Raw genomic sequence first — 15,718 nt, 5'->3', positions numbered from 1 at the left:
ATCGCGGTGTTTCAGCGTATAGACAAACCCTTGCATTCGGTGTCAGGTCTGCGCTCCGGTACTCACGAATGTTAAATTCGCTCCGTTCCAGTGCTCGCCCTTCCTAGACTTCAAAGGTTTTCAAACACGCTGAAAAGAAGACAAAGGGCTAAAATCAAGTTCATTTTAGCCCTTTGTCAACAATAAAAGACACCGCTTAATCGCGGTGTTTTTTTATTTTGTTTGTGAGACGACTGTGATATGTTTCGTTAGGCGGTAGGTGATGAACCAATACAAAATGGCTAAAGCGCTGATAGAGGCACCAAAGAGACATACTCCGCCCCAGCCATAGGTCGCGTATATACTGGTTGAAACAATTGAACCGGTCGCACTGCCGATGGAGTAAAAAATCATGTAAGCCGCAGTAAGCCGGCTTCTCGCCTCAGCCCGTACTGTAAAAATCATACTCTGATTGGTCACATGAACTGCCTGCACAGATAGGTCAAGAAGGATAATGCCAATGACTAATGCAATAAGTGAATGTTCAGTCAAACTGATGAAAAACCATGAAATGAATAATAGGACAAGGGCTATACCAGTTGTGAACTGTCCAAAACCTCGATCAGCAAGGCTGCCAGCCCGAGCAGCCCCTAACGCTCCGGCTGCTCCAGCAAGACCAAATGCGCCAATTGCAGTATGTGAAAGAGAGTATGGCGGAGTACTGAGAGGCAGTACGAGTGAAGTCCATAACGTACCAAAGACGATAAAAATCAGAAGAGCCAAAATCCCACGGATGCGCAGGATTCGTTCTTGTATGAACAATATAAACATTGAACGAAGCAGATGAACATAGGATAATGACTCTCTTTTGCTGTCATCACGCGGGAGCACTCGGAACAATACGCCAGTTAGGATAAGCATGATGACGGCAGAAACAAGATAAACAGACCTCCAGCCAGCAAAATCGGTTAATACACCAGCAAAGGTTCGAGCGAGAAGAATGCCGGTTACGATTCCACTTTGCACCAAGCCGACTATACGGCCGCGTTCTTCTGGAGCAGCCCAACTTGCTGCAAACGCAACGAGTACCTGAGTGACTACAGCGAGCAGTCCGACCACTGCTAATCCTAGAAATAGGACGGTGACGATAGGAGCGATGCCGACTAGAATGAGGGCAAGCACAGATAAAAGCATCTGACCGATGATGAGCCGTCGTCGATTCAATAGATCACCAAGCGGTACTATCAGTAGCAGCCCCGCCGCATAACAAAGCTGAGTAATCGTAATGACAATACCAATGGATGAATACGTGATACCGAACTCGTCTGCCAGTGAATTTAGTAACGGTTGTGCGAAGTATATGTTTGCAACAGCCATCCCGCACGCTGCTGCAAAAAGTAGTGCCATATAGTGACTCATCTTTGATTCAGGTTTTAATCGAAAATTCATATTAGGATGATCTCTTGGAGTCATTTTATCTTTAACCATTCATTGCATCCTCTCCTTTTTGTATTAAAAAGTATAATATACCGATCGGTATAAAATGATTCCTGTTAAGGATAACCAACAAAATGTTTTAAAGTCAAGAGTTTCATCCGGTCATTCTAAGTTGATCTTGAAAGCAGAAAGACAGTTTGACAATTTTACATGAATAAAATAAAATTATAATGTACTGATTAGTAATAAAAAATGATATCCTTACAAATAAATGAATAATTGTTTTGGTGAAATGATTTTATTGTTGAAAAGAGGAATTGAGGATGGTTCGACAGCGTGAGTTTGATGAGCAAAAAGCGTTGGATGATGCAATGGTGCTTTTTTGGGAAAAGGGGTATAGAGCTACAACGTTAAGCGATTTGACTGCAAAAATGGGAATACAGCGGCCAAGCTTATACTCAGCCTTTGGAGATAAAGAGGAGTTATTTGAGGCTGCATTACGTAAATATACAAAGCAGCATGCAGCCCGCATTCGAACAAAACTTCAAAACAATCAATCTGTAAAGGAAGCATTTCATTCACTATTTACAGATGTAGTGGAAGAGGAATATAGAGATGGCCCGAGTAAAGGCTGTTTTTGCATTAATACGATAGTGGAGCTTGCTCCACACGAAGAGAAATTTGAAATTCTGACAAGAGAGCATCAGATGTATCTTTCGGTCATATTTGAAGAAAAGATTGTGCAAGGTATTCGCTCGGGTGAGCTTGAAAGCAGCTTGAATGCTAAAGCCTTAGCACAGACACTGGTCGTTTCTTTCATCGGGCTTACCGTCCTCATGAAGTCACGTCCAGAGCGTTCATTTGTAGATCATTCTGTAGCGACGATCCTATCCATTTTAAAATAAAATGGACAACACGCTATGACAGCTTCCATGAAAAAATCATACAGCATAGTGAAAGCGTATTTGATCCATTACATCAAAATACGCTTTTTCTTATAGGGCAGTCATGCGCAGAATGTATTTTTATGATATGATAGGAGAACAAACATTCGTATTTGCGGGGTGCCAGCACATCAGATGCAAATGAAGAAATCGGAAAGAAAGAAGGGGATACTTTGAAACCACTCACAAAAGAAGAGAAAAATCAAATGACGATGGCCATTCAGCGTTATTTTGCCGAAGAACGAGAAGAAGAGATTGGTGAATTAGCAGCCATTAATATACTAGAATTTATCACAAAAAACCTTGGAAGCTACTACTATAATCAAGGGGTTCGCGACAGCCGCAGCATCGCTGTTCAGCGGTCACAATTGTTAGAGGAAGACTTATTTGCACTCGAAAAAAGAATATAATGAAAAGCTTACAGTATGGTGTGTTACGAACTAATAAACAGGAGAAAGACCCCCTTAATAAAGAACGCATATTCGTATCATATGTAATGATTAAGAGGTGGAACCAAAGGGCCATCTGAATCGTTATATAAGTAACCATTAATGAAAATCAGCTTTTTTGGTTTTATTTCAATAAAAGAAGGAATAAAACATACAAATAGGCGAAGTGCAGATGATGGAGGTTCTAAATATGGGGAAAATTAAATTAAAAATTGCGATCTTATTTGTTTTACTGCTTTGTTTAGGCGCAGGTTATTTATACATGAATGGCATGAAAATTGAAGATGTGCCAACAGCCATTGGCGAAAGCTTAACAAATAATGATAAAGATTACACCATCTATGAATATACCATTACGAAAATTGATGGAGATGAATATTACGGTCAAGCGAAGAATGGCACAAAAATCATTTTTAATGGTAAGAAATTTGAAGATGATGTGGCCGATCTGAAAAAAGGCGATCGTATTAAAGCCTACTTTAGTAATGAAAAAAGAATAGATGGACTGATAAAAGTAGTAAAAGTCGTAAATTAACATGTCTCCTTTCCTATAAGGAGGCTTTTTTTGTGTGAAGAAATCTTGATTGTTGCATTTGACAACAAGGATCGCTATAATAGCCCCTAAGGACAGCTAAATATCGATTGTATCCTTCGGGGCAGGGTGAAAATCCCGACCGACGGTAATAAAGCAAATGCTTTACAGCCCGTGACCCGTTAATTTATTAACGGTTGATTCAGTGAAAAGCTGAAGCCGACAGTGAAAGTCTGGATGGGAGAAGGATAAAGAAAGCTATGAACGAAAAATATTTGTTGATCATAGTCTTATTTCTGATGCAAAAAAACCACAGCCCCGGAATTTTTTCCGGGGCTTTCTGTATGATTTTGTCGTTAATAGACTGCATGCAGTGTTTATTAGGTGATCCCTCATCTACCTTGTATGGACCATAAAAAGCGACGAAGGTGCTCAATCGATCACATGTCCCTAACATCGCTTTTTTTAAAAGTGAGAAATACAAATGAAACGAAAGGGAGGATCACATGTTTACGGGGATAATTGAAGAAGTTGGCACCGTTCAGTCATTAAGTAAAAAGTCAGCAGATGCCATGGAAATTGTCATTACATGCAGCCGTGTGCTGGAAGATGTTCACCTCGGAGACAGTATTGCCATTAATGGAGTATGTCTCACAGTCACTAGCTTCACAAAAGAACAGTTCGCGGCAGATGTGATGCCAGAGACGGTCAAAGCGACATCGCTGGATCAGCTGACAAAAGGCAGTCCAGTGAATTTAGAGCGAGCCATGTCCTCAAATGGACGATTTGGCGGCCATTTTGTCTCAGGCCATGTTGATGGAACGGCTGTCATTACCCGGATAGAAAAGAAGAGTAATGCCATTTACTATGATTTAAAGATGAACAAGACCCTCACAGATATGCTCACCCAAAAGGGTTCGATCGCAATAGATGGTGTCAGCTTGACCATTTTCGATTTGCGAGATTCACATGTCACAGTCTCTATTATTCCTCACACGCTTGAAGGAACTATTTTCCCGACTAAATCTATGGGGGATATCGTGAATATAGAGTGTGACATGATCGGTAAATACATTTATCGCTTTTTAACAAAAGAGCAGAGCGAAAAACAGCCATCTCGATTGACCCCATCATTTCTAAAAGAGCACGGATTCTAGGAGGCGATTGTATGTATCATTCTGTTGATGAGGCAGTAAATGCCCTTAAACAAGGAGAAATCATTATCGTAGTGGATGATGAAGACAGAGAAAATGAAGGAGACTTTGTGGCACTCGCTGAGCATGCCACACCTGAGGTGATTAACTTCATGGCATTACATGGAAGAGGCCTCATTTGTACGCCAGTCCATGCGTCGATCGCCAAACACCTGAATCTGCATCCAATGGTTGAACATAATACGGATGCACACCATACAGCATTTACAGTAAGCATCGACCATGTGACAACGACGACTGGTATTAGTGCTTTTGAGCGCTCCACGACTATGCTGGCCATGTTAAATAAAGACGCAAAACCAGAAGAGTTTGCCCGACCAGGACATGTTTTTCCGCTTATTGCAAAAGAGGGCGGCGTACTAGAAAGACCAGGTCATACAGAGGCGGCGGTTGATCTTGCTAAACTGGCAGGCTCAGAGCCAGCGGGTGTCATATGTGAAATTATGAATGCAGATGGATCAATGGCGCGCGTCCCTGAACTAAAGGAGATCCAAAAACAGCATGATTTAAAGATGCTGACAATCGAAGCATTACAGACATATTTAAACAACAATCGAACAGCCGCTATTGAAACAAAATAAAAATCACAAAAAAGGATGATCAACATATGAATACAATACAAGGCCATGTAGTAGCAGAAGGACTAAAATTTGCAATCGTTGTAGCGAGATTCAATGATTTTATTACAAGTAAACTGTTAGATGGAGCAGAAGATACATTACTCAGACACGGAGCAAATGGAGATGATATCGATGTTGTGTGGGTACCAGGCGCTTTTGAAATCCCGTACATGGCAAAAAAATTAGCAGAAACCAAAAAATATGATGCAGTCATCACACTTGGAACCGTGATCAGAGGCGCAACGACTCACTATGATTACGTTTGTAATGAAGCTGCTAAAGGAATTGCTCAGAGTGCTATGTCAACAGGGGTACCGATTATCTTTGGTGTACTCACAACAGAATCTATTGAACAAGCCATTGAAAGAGCTGGTACAAAAGCAGGAAATAAAGGCAGCGAATCGGCTGCAGCTGCTATTGAAATGGCGAATCTCAATCGAACGTTCTCTTAATTTAGTGAAAAAGAGTTTAAAAACGGTATAAAAATGTTTATAATGTGTGATGAGCAAATGAATCATAAGACATTTGCTGGAAATTAGGATAATTTGAATATTGAGGGGTATATATGTTAATTCGTTACAAGAGGTCTTTTGAAAAAATTGCCATGGGACTTCTGTCCTTTATGCCGGGTGAGAAAGACGTCAAACAGCTTCAGCAGACGATGAAGTCATATGAAATGGATGAAGATCGGCAGCTGTTCCTATGGAAAGATGGCGAGGATATTGTAGGTGCTATTGGTGTGTTGAAAACAGACGACCAAGTACAAATTGAGCATATTAGTGTGAATCCATCCCATCGTGATCAAGGAATCGGCAAGGAAATGGTTTTAGCCGTGGAAGAAATATTTAAAACCAAAACACTCATTCCAAATGAATTAACGCAAGGCTTCTTTCATAAGTGTCACAGCGAATCAAATTAAATATCACACATGTAAAAGCAGAGGCTACAGTCCTCTGCTTTTTTTACGTTCAATCTGCTTTTTTCGTTCCAGCAAAACTTCTGTCCGGTCACGGAGTCTATGTTTTTCGATTAAAAATGTATGGGATAAGTTGCTTTCCTGTCCAAAGAGCAGTCCTTCTTTTTGGGCCATTTCTTGGCATAAAGCAAGAAGTGCTTCATCTTTGATTGGCAGCATCACACTTTCATAGGGCATATCTTCAACCATTTTCTTTTTCAGCGTTCTCAGAAGCATCAGAAATGCCTCATCATCCAGACCGAGATTCGATAATACTGAACGGTTTGCTTCTAACAAATGAAGACTGTTAGAAATGAGCCGTTTTGCTCCTTTTCCATTTCCCCGCCTTTGATGATACAAGGCAACAGCGAGCTGGATGAGCCCGACCCAATATTCTTTGCGCTGCTCAGGGGGATCTTCTTTCCAATATTCCTCTAAAATTTCATGACACTCAAAATAATCTCTTGTCGTATGAAATTCGTGTAAAAAAGCCACGTACGCTTCAGGATACACAGCGGTCATCTCCTTTTCCACTCTCAGTCTAACATATCGAAAAGAAAAGAAGAAAGAGCGTCCCTTTAGTGAAAAGGACGCTCTGTTTCTTTAATAAACCCAAGCCGCGCCAACGATGATCAGCAAGATGAAAAGCACGACAATTAGCGCGAATCCTCCGCCGAAGTTATAGCCATCTCCCATAATGATACGGCCTCCTTTTTCATCAGTTCTGATTACAATGGTATTCTATGTATAAATGCCCTTATTGGTATGGGCGGATCCACAGTTTTTCTCGATTTGCCTAAGGCATCATGGCCGAAATTATATTGGACGAGAGCTTTATCCTGTCTTATACTAAAGGTTAGCCGGTGAAACGGTACTTAGAAGACAGTAGAAATGGTGAGAAAAAGATGCTGGAATATCAGGTGAAAATAGATTCGTTCGAGGGTCCTTTGGACTTGCTTTTACATTTAATTAACCGGTTGGAAATTGATATTTATGATATTCCCGTCGCTAAAATTACGGAGCAGTATTTATTATATGTCCACACGATGAGGGAGCTTGAGCTCGATGTTGCGAGTGAATATTTGGTCATGGCTGCAACCCTCCTGAGTATTAAAAGCAGAATGCTTCTTCCGAAACAAGAGGAAGAGCTGTTTGATGAAGACCTGCTCGAAGAGGAAGAAGACCCTCGAGAAGAGCTGATTGGCAAATTGATTGAATACCGCAAGTATAAAAATGCAGCACAAGAACTAAAGGAACGCGAAGAAGAAAGGCAAAATGCCTTTACAAAACCACCGAGTGATTTAAGCGAATTTGCAAAAGAATCAGAAGCGAAGGACACAAATTTACACGTAACGGTGTATGATATGTTAGGTGCGTTCCAAAAGGTATTAAATCGAAAGAAAATAACGAAACCAGCACCATCAAAGATTACAAGACAAGAAATCCCGATTGAAGACAAAATGAATGAGATTATGAACCATTTAAGAAAAACAAAAAAGCGGACCAATTTCATGACTCTATTTCAACATGATCAAAAGGAACACCTTGTCGTGACGTTTCTTGCTGTTCTCGAATTGATGAAAAGTCATCAAATCATGCTAGAGCAGGAAGGGAACTTTGAAGACATTTATATCATAGGGAGTGAAACGATTCATGACGCTTGATATCGTGAATTGGAAAGCCATCTTAGAAGCGCTGCTGTATGCAGCAGGTGACGAAGGCTTAACAAGAAAACAGCTCATGTCTGTTCTTGAAGTAGATGAGTCGGTATTACTCGACATTATGTCTTCCGTAAAGGAAGAATATCAAAAACAAGAACGAGGGATTGAGCTCATTGAATATGCAGATTCATATATGCTGCTGACGAAAAAAGAATACAGCATGTATTTAAAAAAATTAGTCGAGACACCATCCAAGGGTTTGTCGCAGGCAGCGCTGGAGGTGCTTGCCATTGTTTCTTATAAACAGCCGATTACACGCAGTGAGGTAGAGGAGATCAGAGGAGTCAAATCAGAGCGGGTACTTCATAGTTTAGTAGCCAAAGCACTGCTCTGTGAAGTAGGACGTGCCGATGGTCCGGGACGAGCGATTCTGTATGGGACAACCCCTACCTTTTTAGAGCAATTTGGCTTAAAAGCTTTAGATGAATTACCGCCGCTTCCAGAGAATGTAGAAGCAGATGGAGTACAAGAAGAGGCCGATCTATTTTTTGAAAACTTCAATCAAACATTTGAAGACATAAAATAGTTCAAAAGAATGAAAAATGTATGATAAAATATAAAAAAGATTTTAGGTCTAAAATCTTTTGATGACAGATAAAATGGTGACAAAGCCATGAGGGGAAGGTAAACACGAAACAAATGGCACATATGAATGTAAAGGCTCAAGTTGATCAAGCAGGCGTCTTTTTATCAAAGGTTGCAATTGAAATGAATGGTTTTCTGAACGAAACCACCTTATCAAGCTTGAAACGATTAAACCCCGAAGCGGAAGCCTATTATTGTGACATATTGAGTACATTACGGAAGCTTGCAGTGTACAGCGAGGATGCAGCAGCAGTTTGCAGGAAAATGGGCCAGCAGCAGACATTCCCGCAGCAAGCCGCACAGAAGATGCTCCACCGTATTTATCATCAATGTATTGAAGAATTTTTCACGCCTAAAAAGGATACATGGTATGAAGACAGCCGTTCGGCCTATACAGGAAAAAGCAGCATTGTTTTTCACCATGAAGTATCCGCTGATATGAAACAATTATTTTCTTCATTAGAAAAAGACTTTTTAGCGATGAGAGAAGAGCTGGAATATACGACTTCTCATCAGCAAGTGAAAATGGTATAAGCAATTTGAAGAAGCGCCTCTATATGTAGAGGCGCTTTTTTTTATGGACGAGGCATCATAACTTTTTCAGCTGAGCATACACTTGTACAAAACGGACAAGGACGTGAATGAACATGCCCTATTTAAAAATTGGAACAGCAGTCCTTCTTCTATTTACACTCTTACTGCCTTTTTCCTCACATGCCAAAGCAGACATTTCATTATCAGTGAGTGCAAGAAGCGCCATTTTAATAGATGGACAGTCAGGCAGAGTCCTATTTGGAAAGGACGAGCACGAAAAAAGAAGAATCGCCAGTATTACAAAAATCATGACGGCTGTATTAGCCATTGAATCAGGAAAAATGAAAGATACCGTCAAAGTATCAAAACGTGCGATTCAGGCGGAGGGGTCATCCATTTATTTAAAGGAAGGGCAGAAGGTGAGCTTAGAAGATTTGACATACGGGCTCATGCTGCGTTCTGGAAATGATGCAGCTGTTGCCATTGCAGAGCATGTTGGCGGCAGCTTAGAAGGATTTATCTTTATGATGAATCAAAAGGCGGCTGAACTAGGAATGGAGAATACGAATTTTCAAAATCCGCACGGACTCGATGATCATAAAAATCATTATTCATCAGCCTATGACATGGCGATCCTAACAAAATACGCGATGAAACATAAACAATATCAAAAAATTGCCGGTACAACTTTTTATAAAGCGAAGACAATGGAAGGCTATTGGAAAAATAAAAACAAGCTGCTTACCGGTTTATACGAATATTCCACTGGAGGGAAAACAGGATATACAAAGCTTGCAAAACGAACACTTGTCTCCACCGCTGCAAAGGGTGATGCTCAGCTGATCGCTGTGACCATTAATGCACCTGACGACTGGAAGGATCATATTTCTATGTTTGAATATGCATTTGATCACTATAAAACGTATATGCTTGCTGAAAAAGGAAGGCTTGCTTCGTTAAAAGGGACCTTTTACGAAAAAAAAGCGTTTATCAAGCGTGATGTGGACTATTTTTTAAATGAAGATGAGAAAAAACTTGTCAAAATTGAAACGGAAATGCTCACCCCTGAAAAGAAGTGGAAAAAAAACGCCGAAGCCATCCCAGATGTTGTAGGAAAAATGACGATTTTGTTAGATGGACAGGTGATCGAGCAATTACCGATTTTTTATGAAAATAAACGAAACCGCATGCCTCAAAAAAGCTTTCAAGAAATGTTTAAGTCTGTCTTTCAGACATCTATAGGCGGATCTTCATGGTCAATCTAATTTGGGTATTTCTCACTGTCATCGGTCTTGTCTATGCGATGTTTAATGGAACGATGCAGGAAGTGAACGAGGCTGTATTTAAAGGCTCAAAAGAAGCGGTTACTATTTCAATTGGTTTGATTAGTGTCCTCGTTTTTTGGCTCGGGCTCATGAAGATTGCCGAAGAGGCAGGGCTGTTAAAATTCTTTAGTAAATTGTGCCGGCCTTTTATTTCAAAGCTATTCCCGGATATTCCGCCTAATCATCCTGCAATGGGATATATTTTATCCAATCTCATGGCGAATTTCTTTGGTCTCGGGAATGCTGCTACACCGCTTGGAATTAAGGCGATGGAGCAGATGAAAGCATTAAACGGCGGAAAAAATGAGGCAAGCCGTTCTATGATTACATTTCTAGCGGTCAACACATCCTCTATCACACTTGTGCCAACAACCGTCATAGCAATAAGAATGACCTATGGGGCAGATCAGCCAACAGACATTGTAGGGCCAACCATTTTAGCAACACTTATTTCAGGAATCGGTGCAATTATCATCGATCGTTATTTCCACTATCGCAGAAGCAGGCGGGGGTGATCTTGTGGCATTTATTAACTGGCTGTCACTTGCTTTGATTCCACTGATCATCGCAGGAATTTTGATTGCTGGAACCATTAAAAAGGTACCAACCTATGAAACATTTGTGGAGGGAGGAAAAGAGGGCATTCAAATTGCCTTTTCAATCATTCCCTATTTAGTCGGTATGCTTGTAGCCATTACGATATTCCGTGCATCAGGTGCGCTTGATTTTGTTATGGGACTATTAAAACCAGTCTTTACAGCGATTGGTTTCCCGCCAGAAGTCGTGCCGCTTGCGTTTATTCGCCCGATATCAGGAACGGCTGCACTTGGAATGACATCAGACTTAATAGCGACGTATGGCCCAGATTCTTTTATTGGCCAGCTTGCAGCTGTCATGCAAGGGTCAACAGACACCACCCTTTACATTTTAACGGTCTATTTTGGAGCAGTTGGGATTAAAAAAATGGGAGATGCGCTGAAAGTAGGTTTGCTAGCAGATCTCATTGGTGTCATTGCCTCTGTGATTATCGTCAGTTTGTTATTTAGCGGCGCCTAATCAGGCGCTTTTTTGTATTTCATGGATGGAAAATCGCTTTTTAGCTGAAATTAGACAGACGAAACGCTTATTTTTCCACGAATGCTTGTTTGTTTTAAGTCAAGCAAGTAAGATAGTACATGAGGTGAAAGACAAATGGAACGTTTACAGAAAGTAATTGCACATGCCGGCGTCGCTTCAAGACGAAAGGCTGAAGAATTAATTAAAGAAGGACGAGTTACCGTTAATGGTCAAACAGTGACAGAGCTCGGAGTGAAGGTGGGCTCTTCAGATAAAATTGAAGTCAATGGATTAAAGCTTGAAAGAGAAGAACCGGTTTACTTTATGCTTTATAAACCGCGCGGCGTCATTTCTGCTGCCGAGGATGATAAAGGACGCAAGGTCGTCACAGATTTCTTTGATGATGTCCCGCAGCGCCTTTATCCAATCGGCCGGTTAGATTATGATACGAGCGGTTTGATTTTGATTACAAATGATGGGGAATTTGCTCATAAGCTCATGCACCCGAAATACGAAATTGATAAAACGTATGCAGCGAAGCTAAAAGGCATTCCATCAAAGGAACTGCTTAGAAAGCTAGAAAAAGGGATCATGTTAGATCATAAAAAAACAGCACCTGCTCGTGCGAAAATGCTTTCTATTGATAAACGAAAACAAACTTGTATTGTTCAATTAACCATTCACGAAGGCAGAAATAGACAGGTGCGCCGCATGTTTGAAGCGATTGGACATGATGTGTTAAAGCTAAAAAGGGAGCAATATTCGTTCCTTCATATTGAAGGTATGAGACCAGGAGACCGCAGAGAATTGTCTCCGCATGAAGTAAAGCGCCTGAGAGCAATTGCCGATCATGGGAAAAGCGCTTTTTAATTTTCACATAAACTTCAAAAAATGAAGAAGCATCAAAAGAAGGAGAATGCTATAATTTACCTGAATGTCTATGGGGAAGGGGTACTTCAGATGAAAAAAAGACGGTTTTTCATACGGACGGGCATTCTCCTCGTGATGCTTGCTGCACTATGTTATACAATGTATAACTCAGTATTTGCCAAACAGGATCGAGTCAAAGAAGGATCTATTGCGCCAAACTTTGTCCTTCAATCTGTCGATGGGGATCGGATTGAGTTAAAGGACTTAAAAGGCAAAGGTGTCTTTCTTAATTTTTGGGGTACATGGTGTGGTCCGTGTAAACAAGAATTTCCTTATATGGCGAATCAATATGAAGTGTTCAAGGATCGCGGTGTGGAAATTGTTGCAGTCAATGTAGCGGAATCCAAGATTGCCGTGAAAAATTTTATGGAGTCCTATGGCGTGAATTTTCCTGTTGCCATGGACAAAGATCGCCAAGTGACAGAGGCATATGATATTACGCCGCTGCCAACCACATTTTTAATCAGTCCTGAAGGCAAGGTAATCAAAGTCATAAAGGGAACGATGACAGAACGTAATGTCTATGAATATATGAATTTGATTAAACCAAAGGGGTCATAGAATGAAAGAGGTAAAGTGCGAGTGTGGACATATTAATCCAATCGGTACTGTTCTATGTGAATCATGCGGGAATCCCATTGCGGCTAAAGAGAAAAACTCTTCAAAGCTGCTTGATATGAGATATGACGGCAGTGCAAGACGCTCGCAAACATACAACAAAACGATTGTTGATAAAGTATGGAACTTTTTTTCTTCCGTTAAAGTGGGTGTGTGGCTGATTGTCATTACACTGCTCGCTTCTTCGCTTGGAACGATTTTTCCGCAGGAGCGATTTATTCCGCCAGGTGCATCTGCTTCCACGTATTATGAAGAGCAATATGGATCGTTTGGCAAGCTGTATTACACACTTGGATTTCATGATCTTTATAATTCTTGGTGGTTTTTAGCTCTTGTCGCATCAATCGGAATCTCCCTTGTCATTTGCAGTCTCGACCGCGTTATTCCTCTTTATCGAGCACTCAAAAACCAAGGGGTTATCAAAAAAGAAGGCTTTATGAGAAGACAGCGTCTGTTTAGCGAGACAGACAAAACATTAGATCAGCATACATATGAAGGCATCATAAGAGCAATGAAACAAAAGCGTTACCGCGTGCGAGAAGAAAATGGGCATATTTTAGCCGAAAAAGGACGTTTTTCACGCTGGGGACCATACGTCAATCACATTGGACTAATCATCTTTCTCATTGGAGCGATGCTCCGGTTTGTCCCGGGCATGTACGTGGATGAAACGCTTTGGGTCAGAGAAGGGGAAACTGCACCAATTCCAGGTACGGATGGTCAATACTTCTTGAAAAATAATGCGTTTTCAATTGATCGCTATGAAACTGGAAATGAAAAAGAAGTGTTTGAGAATGCCATTGAAAAAGCTGGCGACGGTCAAGTGGTGAAAAGCTATAAAACGGATGCTATTTTATACAAACGTGAAGGAGAAGTTGTATTTGGTGAAAAGCCCAAGCTGAAGCAGGTAACAGAACACGATATCAAAGTGAATGAACCGCTCAAGTTTGACAATTTCTCATTATATCAAGTAGATTTTAAGCAAAATGAACTCGATCAAATGGTCTTTCAGCTGATTCGTAAAGATACAGAAAAATCTTTCGGTACAGTGAAGATTAATCTGCTGGAGCCTAAGTCAGAATATGATCTTGGTAGCGGTTACAAAGTCAAGGTGATGAGCTATCTGCCTGATTTTTATTTTGACGATGATGGAACGCCGAGTACGAAAACAAGGAATCCGAATAATCCTGCTTTCGTGTTTGAAATGATTTCTCCTGAAAAACCTAAAGGTGAAAAAAGCTTTGTCGCCATTCAAGAGACAGTAGAGGGTTCTGATAACAATCTATATAAAATGAAGTTTGATCGGGTTGAAACGAAAAACGTTACAGGGTTAACAGTTAGAAAGGATTTAACACTTGGCGTGCTCATAGTAGGCGGAATCATCTTCATGATTGGTGTCGTGCAGGGGATGTATTGGCAGCATAGAAGAATCTGGCTGTCGGCAAAGGATGGAAAAGTATTGGTGGCAGGACATACAAACAAAAACTGGTTCGGCTTAAAGTCCGATCTTGGTGTGTTACTGAACGGCAGTGGCATCAAACAGCCAGTTGATCAAAAAGAACTGCCTGATACAACAAGTATCAGCAAAAGCAAGGGGGAAGGATTAGATGGCGGCAGTCAGTGAAAATCTGTTATTTGCAGCTTTTCTATTTTATTTAGCGGCAGTTCCTTTTTTTGGTGGTGCCATTAAGGGAAAAAAGAAAGAGGAAGGACCGCGCAGGAATAAGGCGGCACTCATTGGCATTACGCTTACCATCATCGGTTTTTTGAGCCAGTTGGGCTATTTTATTTCAAGATGGATCGCATCTGGCCATGCACCAGTCAGTAATTTGTTTGAGTTCACAACGGCTTTTGGCATGATGCTGGTGCTTGCATTCATCATTTTATATTTTGTGTATCAAGTATCTGTACTTGGTTTATTCACACTTCCAATCGCTTTATTGATTATTGCCTATGCAAGTATGTTCCCATCAGATATTTCACCGCTGATTCCTTCACTTCAAAGTAATTGGCTTTATATTCACGTGACAACAGCAGCACTTGGCCAAGCCATTTTAGCCATCAGCTTTGTGGCAGGTGTCATCTTTCTATTAAAGCATGTGGATCAAACAAAGCCAGGGAAGAAGACGTTTGGTTTAGAGCTTGTCATGTTTATGATTGTGGTCACACTTGCATTTATCGCTGTTACGTCTATCTTTAGAATGACAGGATATGAAGCGACATTTAATTGGATCGATAAAAATAAAGAAAAAAGTGAGATGGTCTATGAGCTGCCAGCTCTTGTCGGACCTCATAAAGGGGAGCTTGTGACGGAAGATCGTTTGGAACCGTTTGTCGAGCTGCCGCCTGTTTTTTCAGGTAGAAAGGTCAATACGGTGTTATGGTCATTTGGCGTAGGGCTGATCATATACGGACTCATTCGATTGATCATTCGCAAACGGCTGAGCGCACTGCTTCAGCCGCTAGTGAAACAGGTGAACCTAGATTTAGTTGATGAAATTGGGTATAGGGCGGTTTCGATTGGTTTCCCTGTATTTGCGTTAGGCGGGCTGATCTTTGCCATGATCTGGGCGCAAATTGCATGGACTAGGTTTTGGGGCTGGGACCCGAAGGAAGTATGGGCATTGATTACGTTTCTCTTTTATGCTGCCTATCTTCATCTTCGCTTGTCGCGAGGCTGGCATGGTGAAAAGTCCGCATGGCTTGCTGTGATCGGCTTCGCCATTATTATGTTTAATCTCATCTTTGTCAACCTTGTCATTGCGGGGCTTCATTCTTACGCATAATCACAAGGAAAAGCCAACTTTTATGATTCAATT

Annotated in this window: 20 protein-coding genes and 1 riboswitch; of the genes, 17 read left to right on the top strand and 3 right to left on the bottom strand. The window is 41.0% G+C overall.

Going from position 1 to position 15,718, the window contains the following annotated elements:
• Positions 1 to 213: 213 nt before the first annotated feature.
• A complete protein-coding gene (locus tag NSU11_RS10740; RefSeq protein WP_149126501.1) occupies positions 214 to 1,467 on the bottom strand; it encodes an MFS transporter in 1,254 nt (417 codons plus the stop codon).
• A gap of 272 nt (positions 1,468 to 1,739) precedes the next feature.
• Between NSU11_RS10740 and NSU11_RS10735 the strand changes: the two genes are divergently transcribed.
• The 7 genes from NSU11_RS10735 (at position 1,740) to NSU11_RS10705 (ending at position 6,094) form a co-directional block, all read left to right on the top strand.
• Positions 1,740 to 2,321 (top strand): TetR/AcrR family transcriptional regulator, encoded by a 582-nt coding sequence (locus tag NSU11_RS10735; protein WP_149126502.1) that lies wholly within the window; start codon positions 1,740 to 1,742, stop codon positions 2,319 to 2,321.
• Positions 2,322 to 2,533: 212 nt separating this feature from the next.
• Complete coding sequence (locus NSU11_RS10730) at positions 2,534 to 2,770, top strand: DUF2164 domain-containing protein (RefSeq protein WP_024422853.1); 237 nt, start codon at positions 2,534 to 2,536, stop codon at positions 2,768 to 2,770.
• 229 nt (positions 2,771 to 2,999) lie between these two features.
• Entirely contained in the window at positions 3,000 to 3,344 is a 345-nt protein-coding gene (locus tag NSU11_RS10725; RefSeq protein ID WP_008344451.1) for a hypothetical protein, read from the top strand.
• A 108-nt stretch (positions 3,345 to 3,452) separates the two neighbouring features.
• Positions 3,453 to 3,594, top strand: a riboswitch (FMN riboswitch).
• Between the two features lie 253 nt (positions 3,595 to 3,847).
• Positions 3,848 to 4,498, top strand: coding sequence for a riboflavin synthase (gene ribE / locus NSU11_RS10720; protein WP_024422851.1), 651 nt, complete (start codon positions 3,848 to 3,850; stop codon positions 4,496 to 4,498).
• Between the two features lie 11 nt (positions 4,499 to 4,509).
• Positions 4,510 to 5,136, top strand: a complete 627-nt coding sequence (gene ribB, locus NSU11_RS10715; RefSeq protein WP_080652974.1) for a 3,4-dihydroxy-2-butanone-4-phosphate synthase — start codon at positions 4,510 to 4,512, stop codon at positions 5,134 to 5,136.
• Positions 5,137 to 5,162: 26 nt separating this feature from the next.
• Entirely contained in the window at positions 5,163 to 5,627 is a 465-nt protein-coding gene (gene ribE, locus NSU11_RS10710; RefSeq protein WP_029706184.1) for a 6,7-dimethyl-8-ribityllumazine synthase, read from the top strand.
• 113 nt (positions 5,628 to 5,740) lie between these two features.
• Positions 5,741 to 6,094, top strand: a complete 354-nt coding sequence (locus tag NSU11_RS10705) for a GNAT family N-acetyltransferase (RefSeq protein WP_024422850.1) — start codon at positions 5,741 to 5,743, stop codon at positions 6,092 to 6,094.
• A gap of 24 nt (positions 6,095 to 6,118) precedes the next feature.
• Here the strand turns inward: NSU11_RS10705 and NSU11_RS10700 are convergent, their stop codons facing one another.
• Together NSU11_RS10700 and NSU11_RS10695 are read right to left on the bottom strand one after the other, a co-directional pair.
• Positions 6,119 to 6,643, bottom strand: coding sequence for a DUF309 domain-containing protein (locus tag NSU11_RS10700; protein WP_149126503.1), 525 nt, complete (start codon positions 6,641 to 6,643; stop codon positions 6,119 to 6,121).
• Positions 6,644 to 6,733: 90 nt separating this feature from the next.
• The gene (locus NSU11_RS10695) at positions 6,734 to 6,826 is read right to left on the bottom strand and encodes a YjcZ family sporulation protein (RefSeq protein ID WP_012010430.1); all 93 of its coding nucleotides are present in this window, start codon (positions 6,824 to 6,826) and stop codon (positions 6,734 to 6,736) included.
• 209 nt (positions 6,827 to 7,035) lie between these two features.
• Here NSU11_RS10695 and NSU11_RS10690 point away from each other — a divergent pair, with 209 nt between their 5' ends.
• From NSU11_RS10690 to ccsB, 10 genes are all read left to right on the top strand, one after another.
• Positions 7,036 to 7,794: a segregation/condensation protein A gene (locus NSU11_RS10690; protein ID WP_024422848.1), complete on the top strand. Its 759-nt coding sequence runs from the start codon at positions 7,036 to 7,038 to the stop codon at positions 7,792 to 7,794.
• Positions 7,784 to 8,377 carry an SMC-Scp complex subunit ScpB gene (scpB, locus tag NSU11_RS10685; protein WP_024422847.1) on the top strand — a complete coding sequence of 198 codons (594 nt, stop codon included), beginning with the start codon at positions 7,784 to 7,786 and terminating at the stop codon, positions 8,375 to 8,377. Before NSU11_RS10690 ends, scpB begins: the two co-directional genes overlap by 11 nt.
• 113 nt (positions 8,378 to 8,490) lie before the next feature.
• Entirely contained in the window at positions 8,491 to 8,970 is a 480-nt protein-coding gene (locus NSU11_RS10680; protein WP_149126504.1) for a YpuI family protein, read from the top strand.
• Between the two features lie 113 nt (positions 8,971 to 9,083).
• The gene (locus NSU11_RS10675) at positions 9,084 to 10,235 is read left to right on the top strand and encodes a D-alanyl-D-alanine carboxypeptidase family protein (protein ID WP_025093039.1); all 1,152 of its coding nucleotides are present in this window, start codon (positions 9,084 to 9,086) and stop codon (positions 10,233 to 10,235) included.
• The gene (locus NSU11_RS10670) at positions 10,223 to 10,810 is read left to right on the top strand and encodes a nucleoside recognition domain-containing protein (RefSeq protein WP_024428070.1); all 588 of its coding nucleotides are present in this window, start codon (positions 10,223 to 10,225) and stop codon (positions 10,808 to 10,810) included. Before NSU11_RS10675 ends, NSU11_RS10670 begins: the two co-directional genes overlap by 13 nt.
• 4 nt (positions 10,811 to 10,814) lie before the next feature.
• Positions 10,815 to 11,351: a spore maturation protein gene (locus NSU11_RS10665; RefSeq protein ID WP_024422843.1), complete on the top strand. Its 537-nt coding sequence runs from the start codon at positions 10,815 to 10,817 to the stop codon at positions 11,349 to 11,351.
• 135 nt (positions 11,352 to 11,486) lie between these two features.
• Entirely contained in the window at positions 11,487 to 12,221 is a 735-nt protein-coding gene (gene rluB, locus NSU11_RS10660) for a 23S rRNA pseudouridine(2605) synthase RluB (RefSeq protein WP_024422842.1), read from the top strand.
• A 90-nt stretch (positions 12,222 to 12,311) separates the two neighbouring features.
• Entirely contained in the window at positions 12,312 to 12,842 is a 531-nt protein-coding gene (locus NSU11_RS10655; protein ID WP_024422841.1) for a thiol-disulfide oxidoreductase ResA, read from the top strand.
• Between the two features lies 1 nt (position 12,843).
• Positions 12,844 to 14,523 carry a cytochrome c biogenesis protein ResB gene (locus NSU11_RS10650; RefSeq protein WP_025093041.1) on the top strand — a complete coding sequence of 560 codons (1,680 nt, stop codon included), beginning with the start codon at positions 12,844 to 12,846 and terminating at the stop codon, positions 14,521 to 14,523.
• Positions 14,507 to 15,685: a c-type cytochrome biogenesis protein CcsB gene (ccsB, locus tag NSU11_RS10645; RefSeq protein ID WP_024428071.1), complete on the top strand. Its 1,179-nt coding sequence runs from the start codon at positions 14,507 to 14,509 to the stop codon at positions 15,683 to 15,685. The genes NSU11_RS10650 and ccsB overlap by 17 nt, the downstream gene beginning before the upstream one ends.
• Positions 15,686 to 15,718: the final 33 nt, after the last annotated feature.

The organism is Bacillus sp. FSL R5-0712, from assembly GCF_038593285.1.
Taxonomy (GTDB): Bacteria; Bacillota; Bacilli; order Bacillales; family Bacillaceae; genus Bacillus; species Bacillus safensis.
This window is presented reverse-complemented; position numbering and strand designations above follow the sequence as displayed.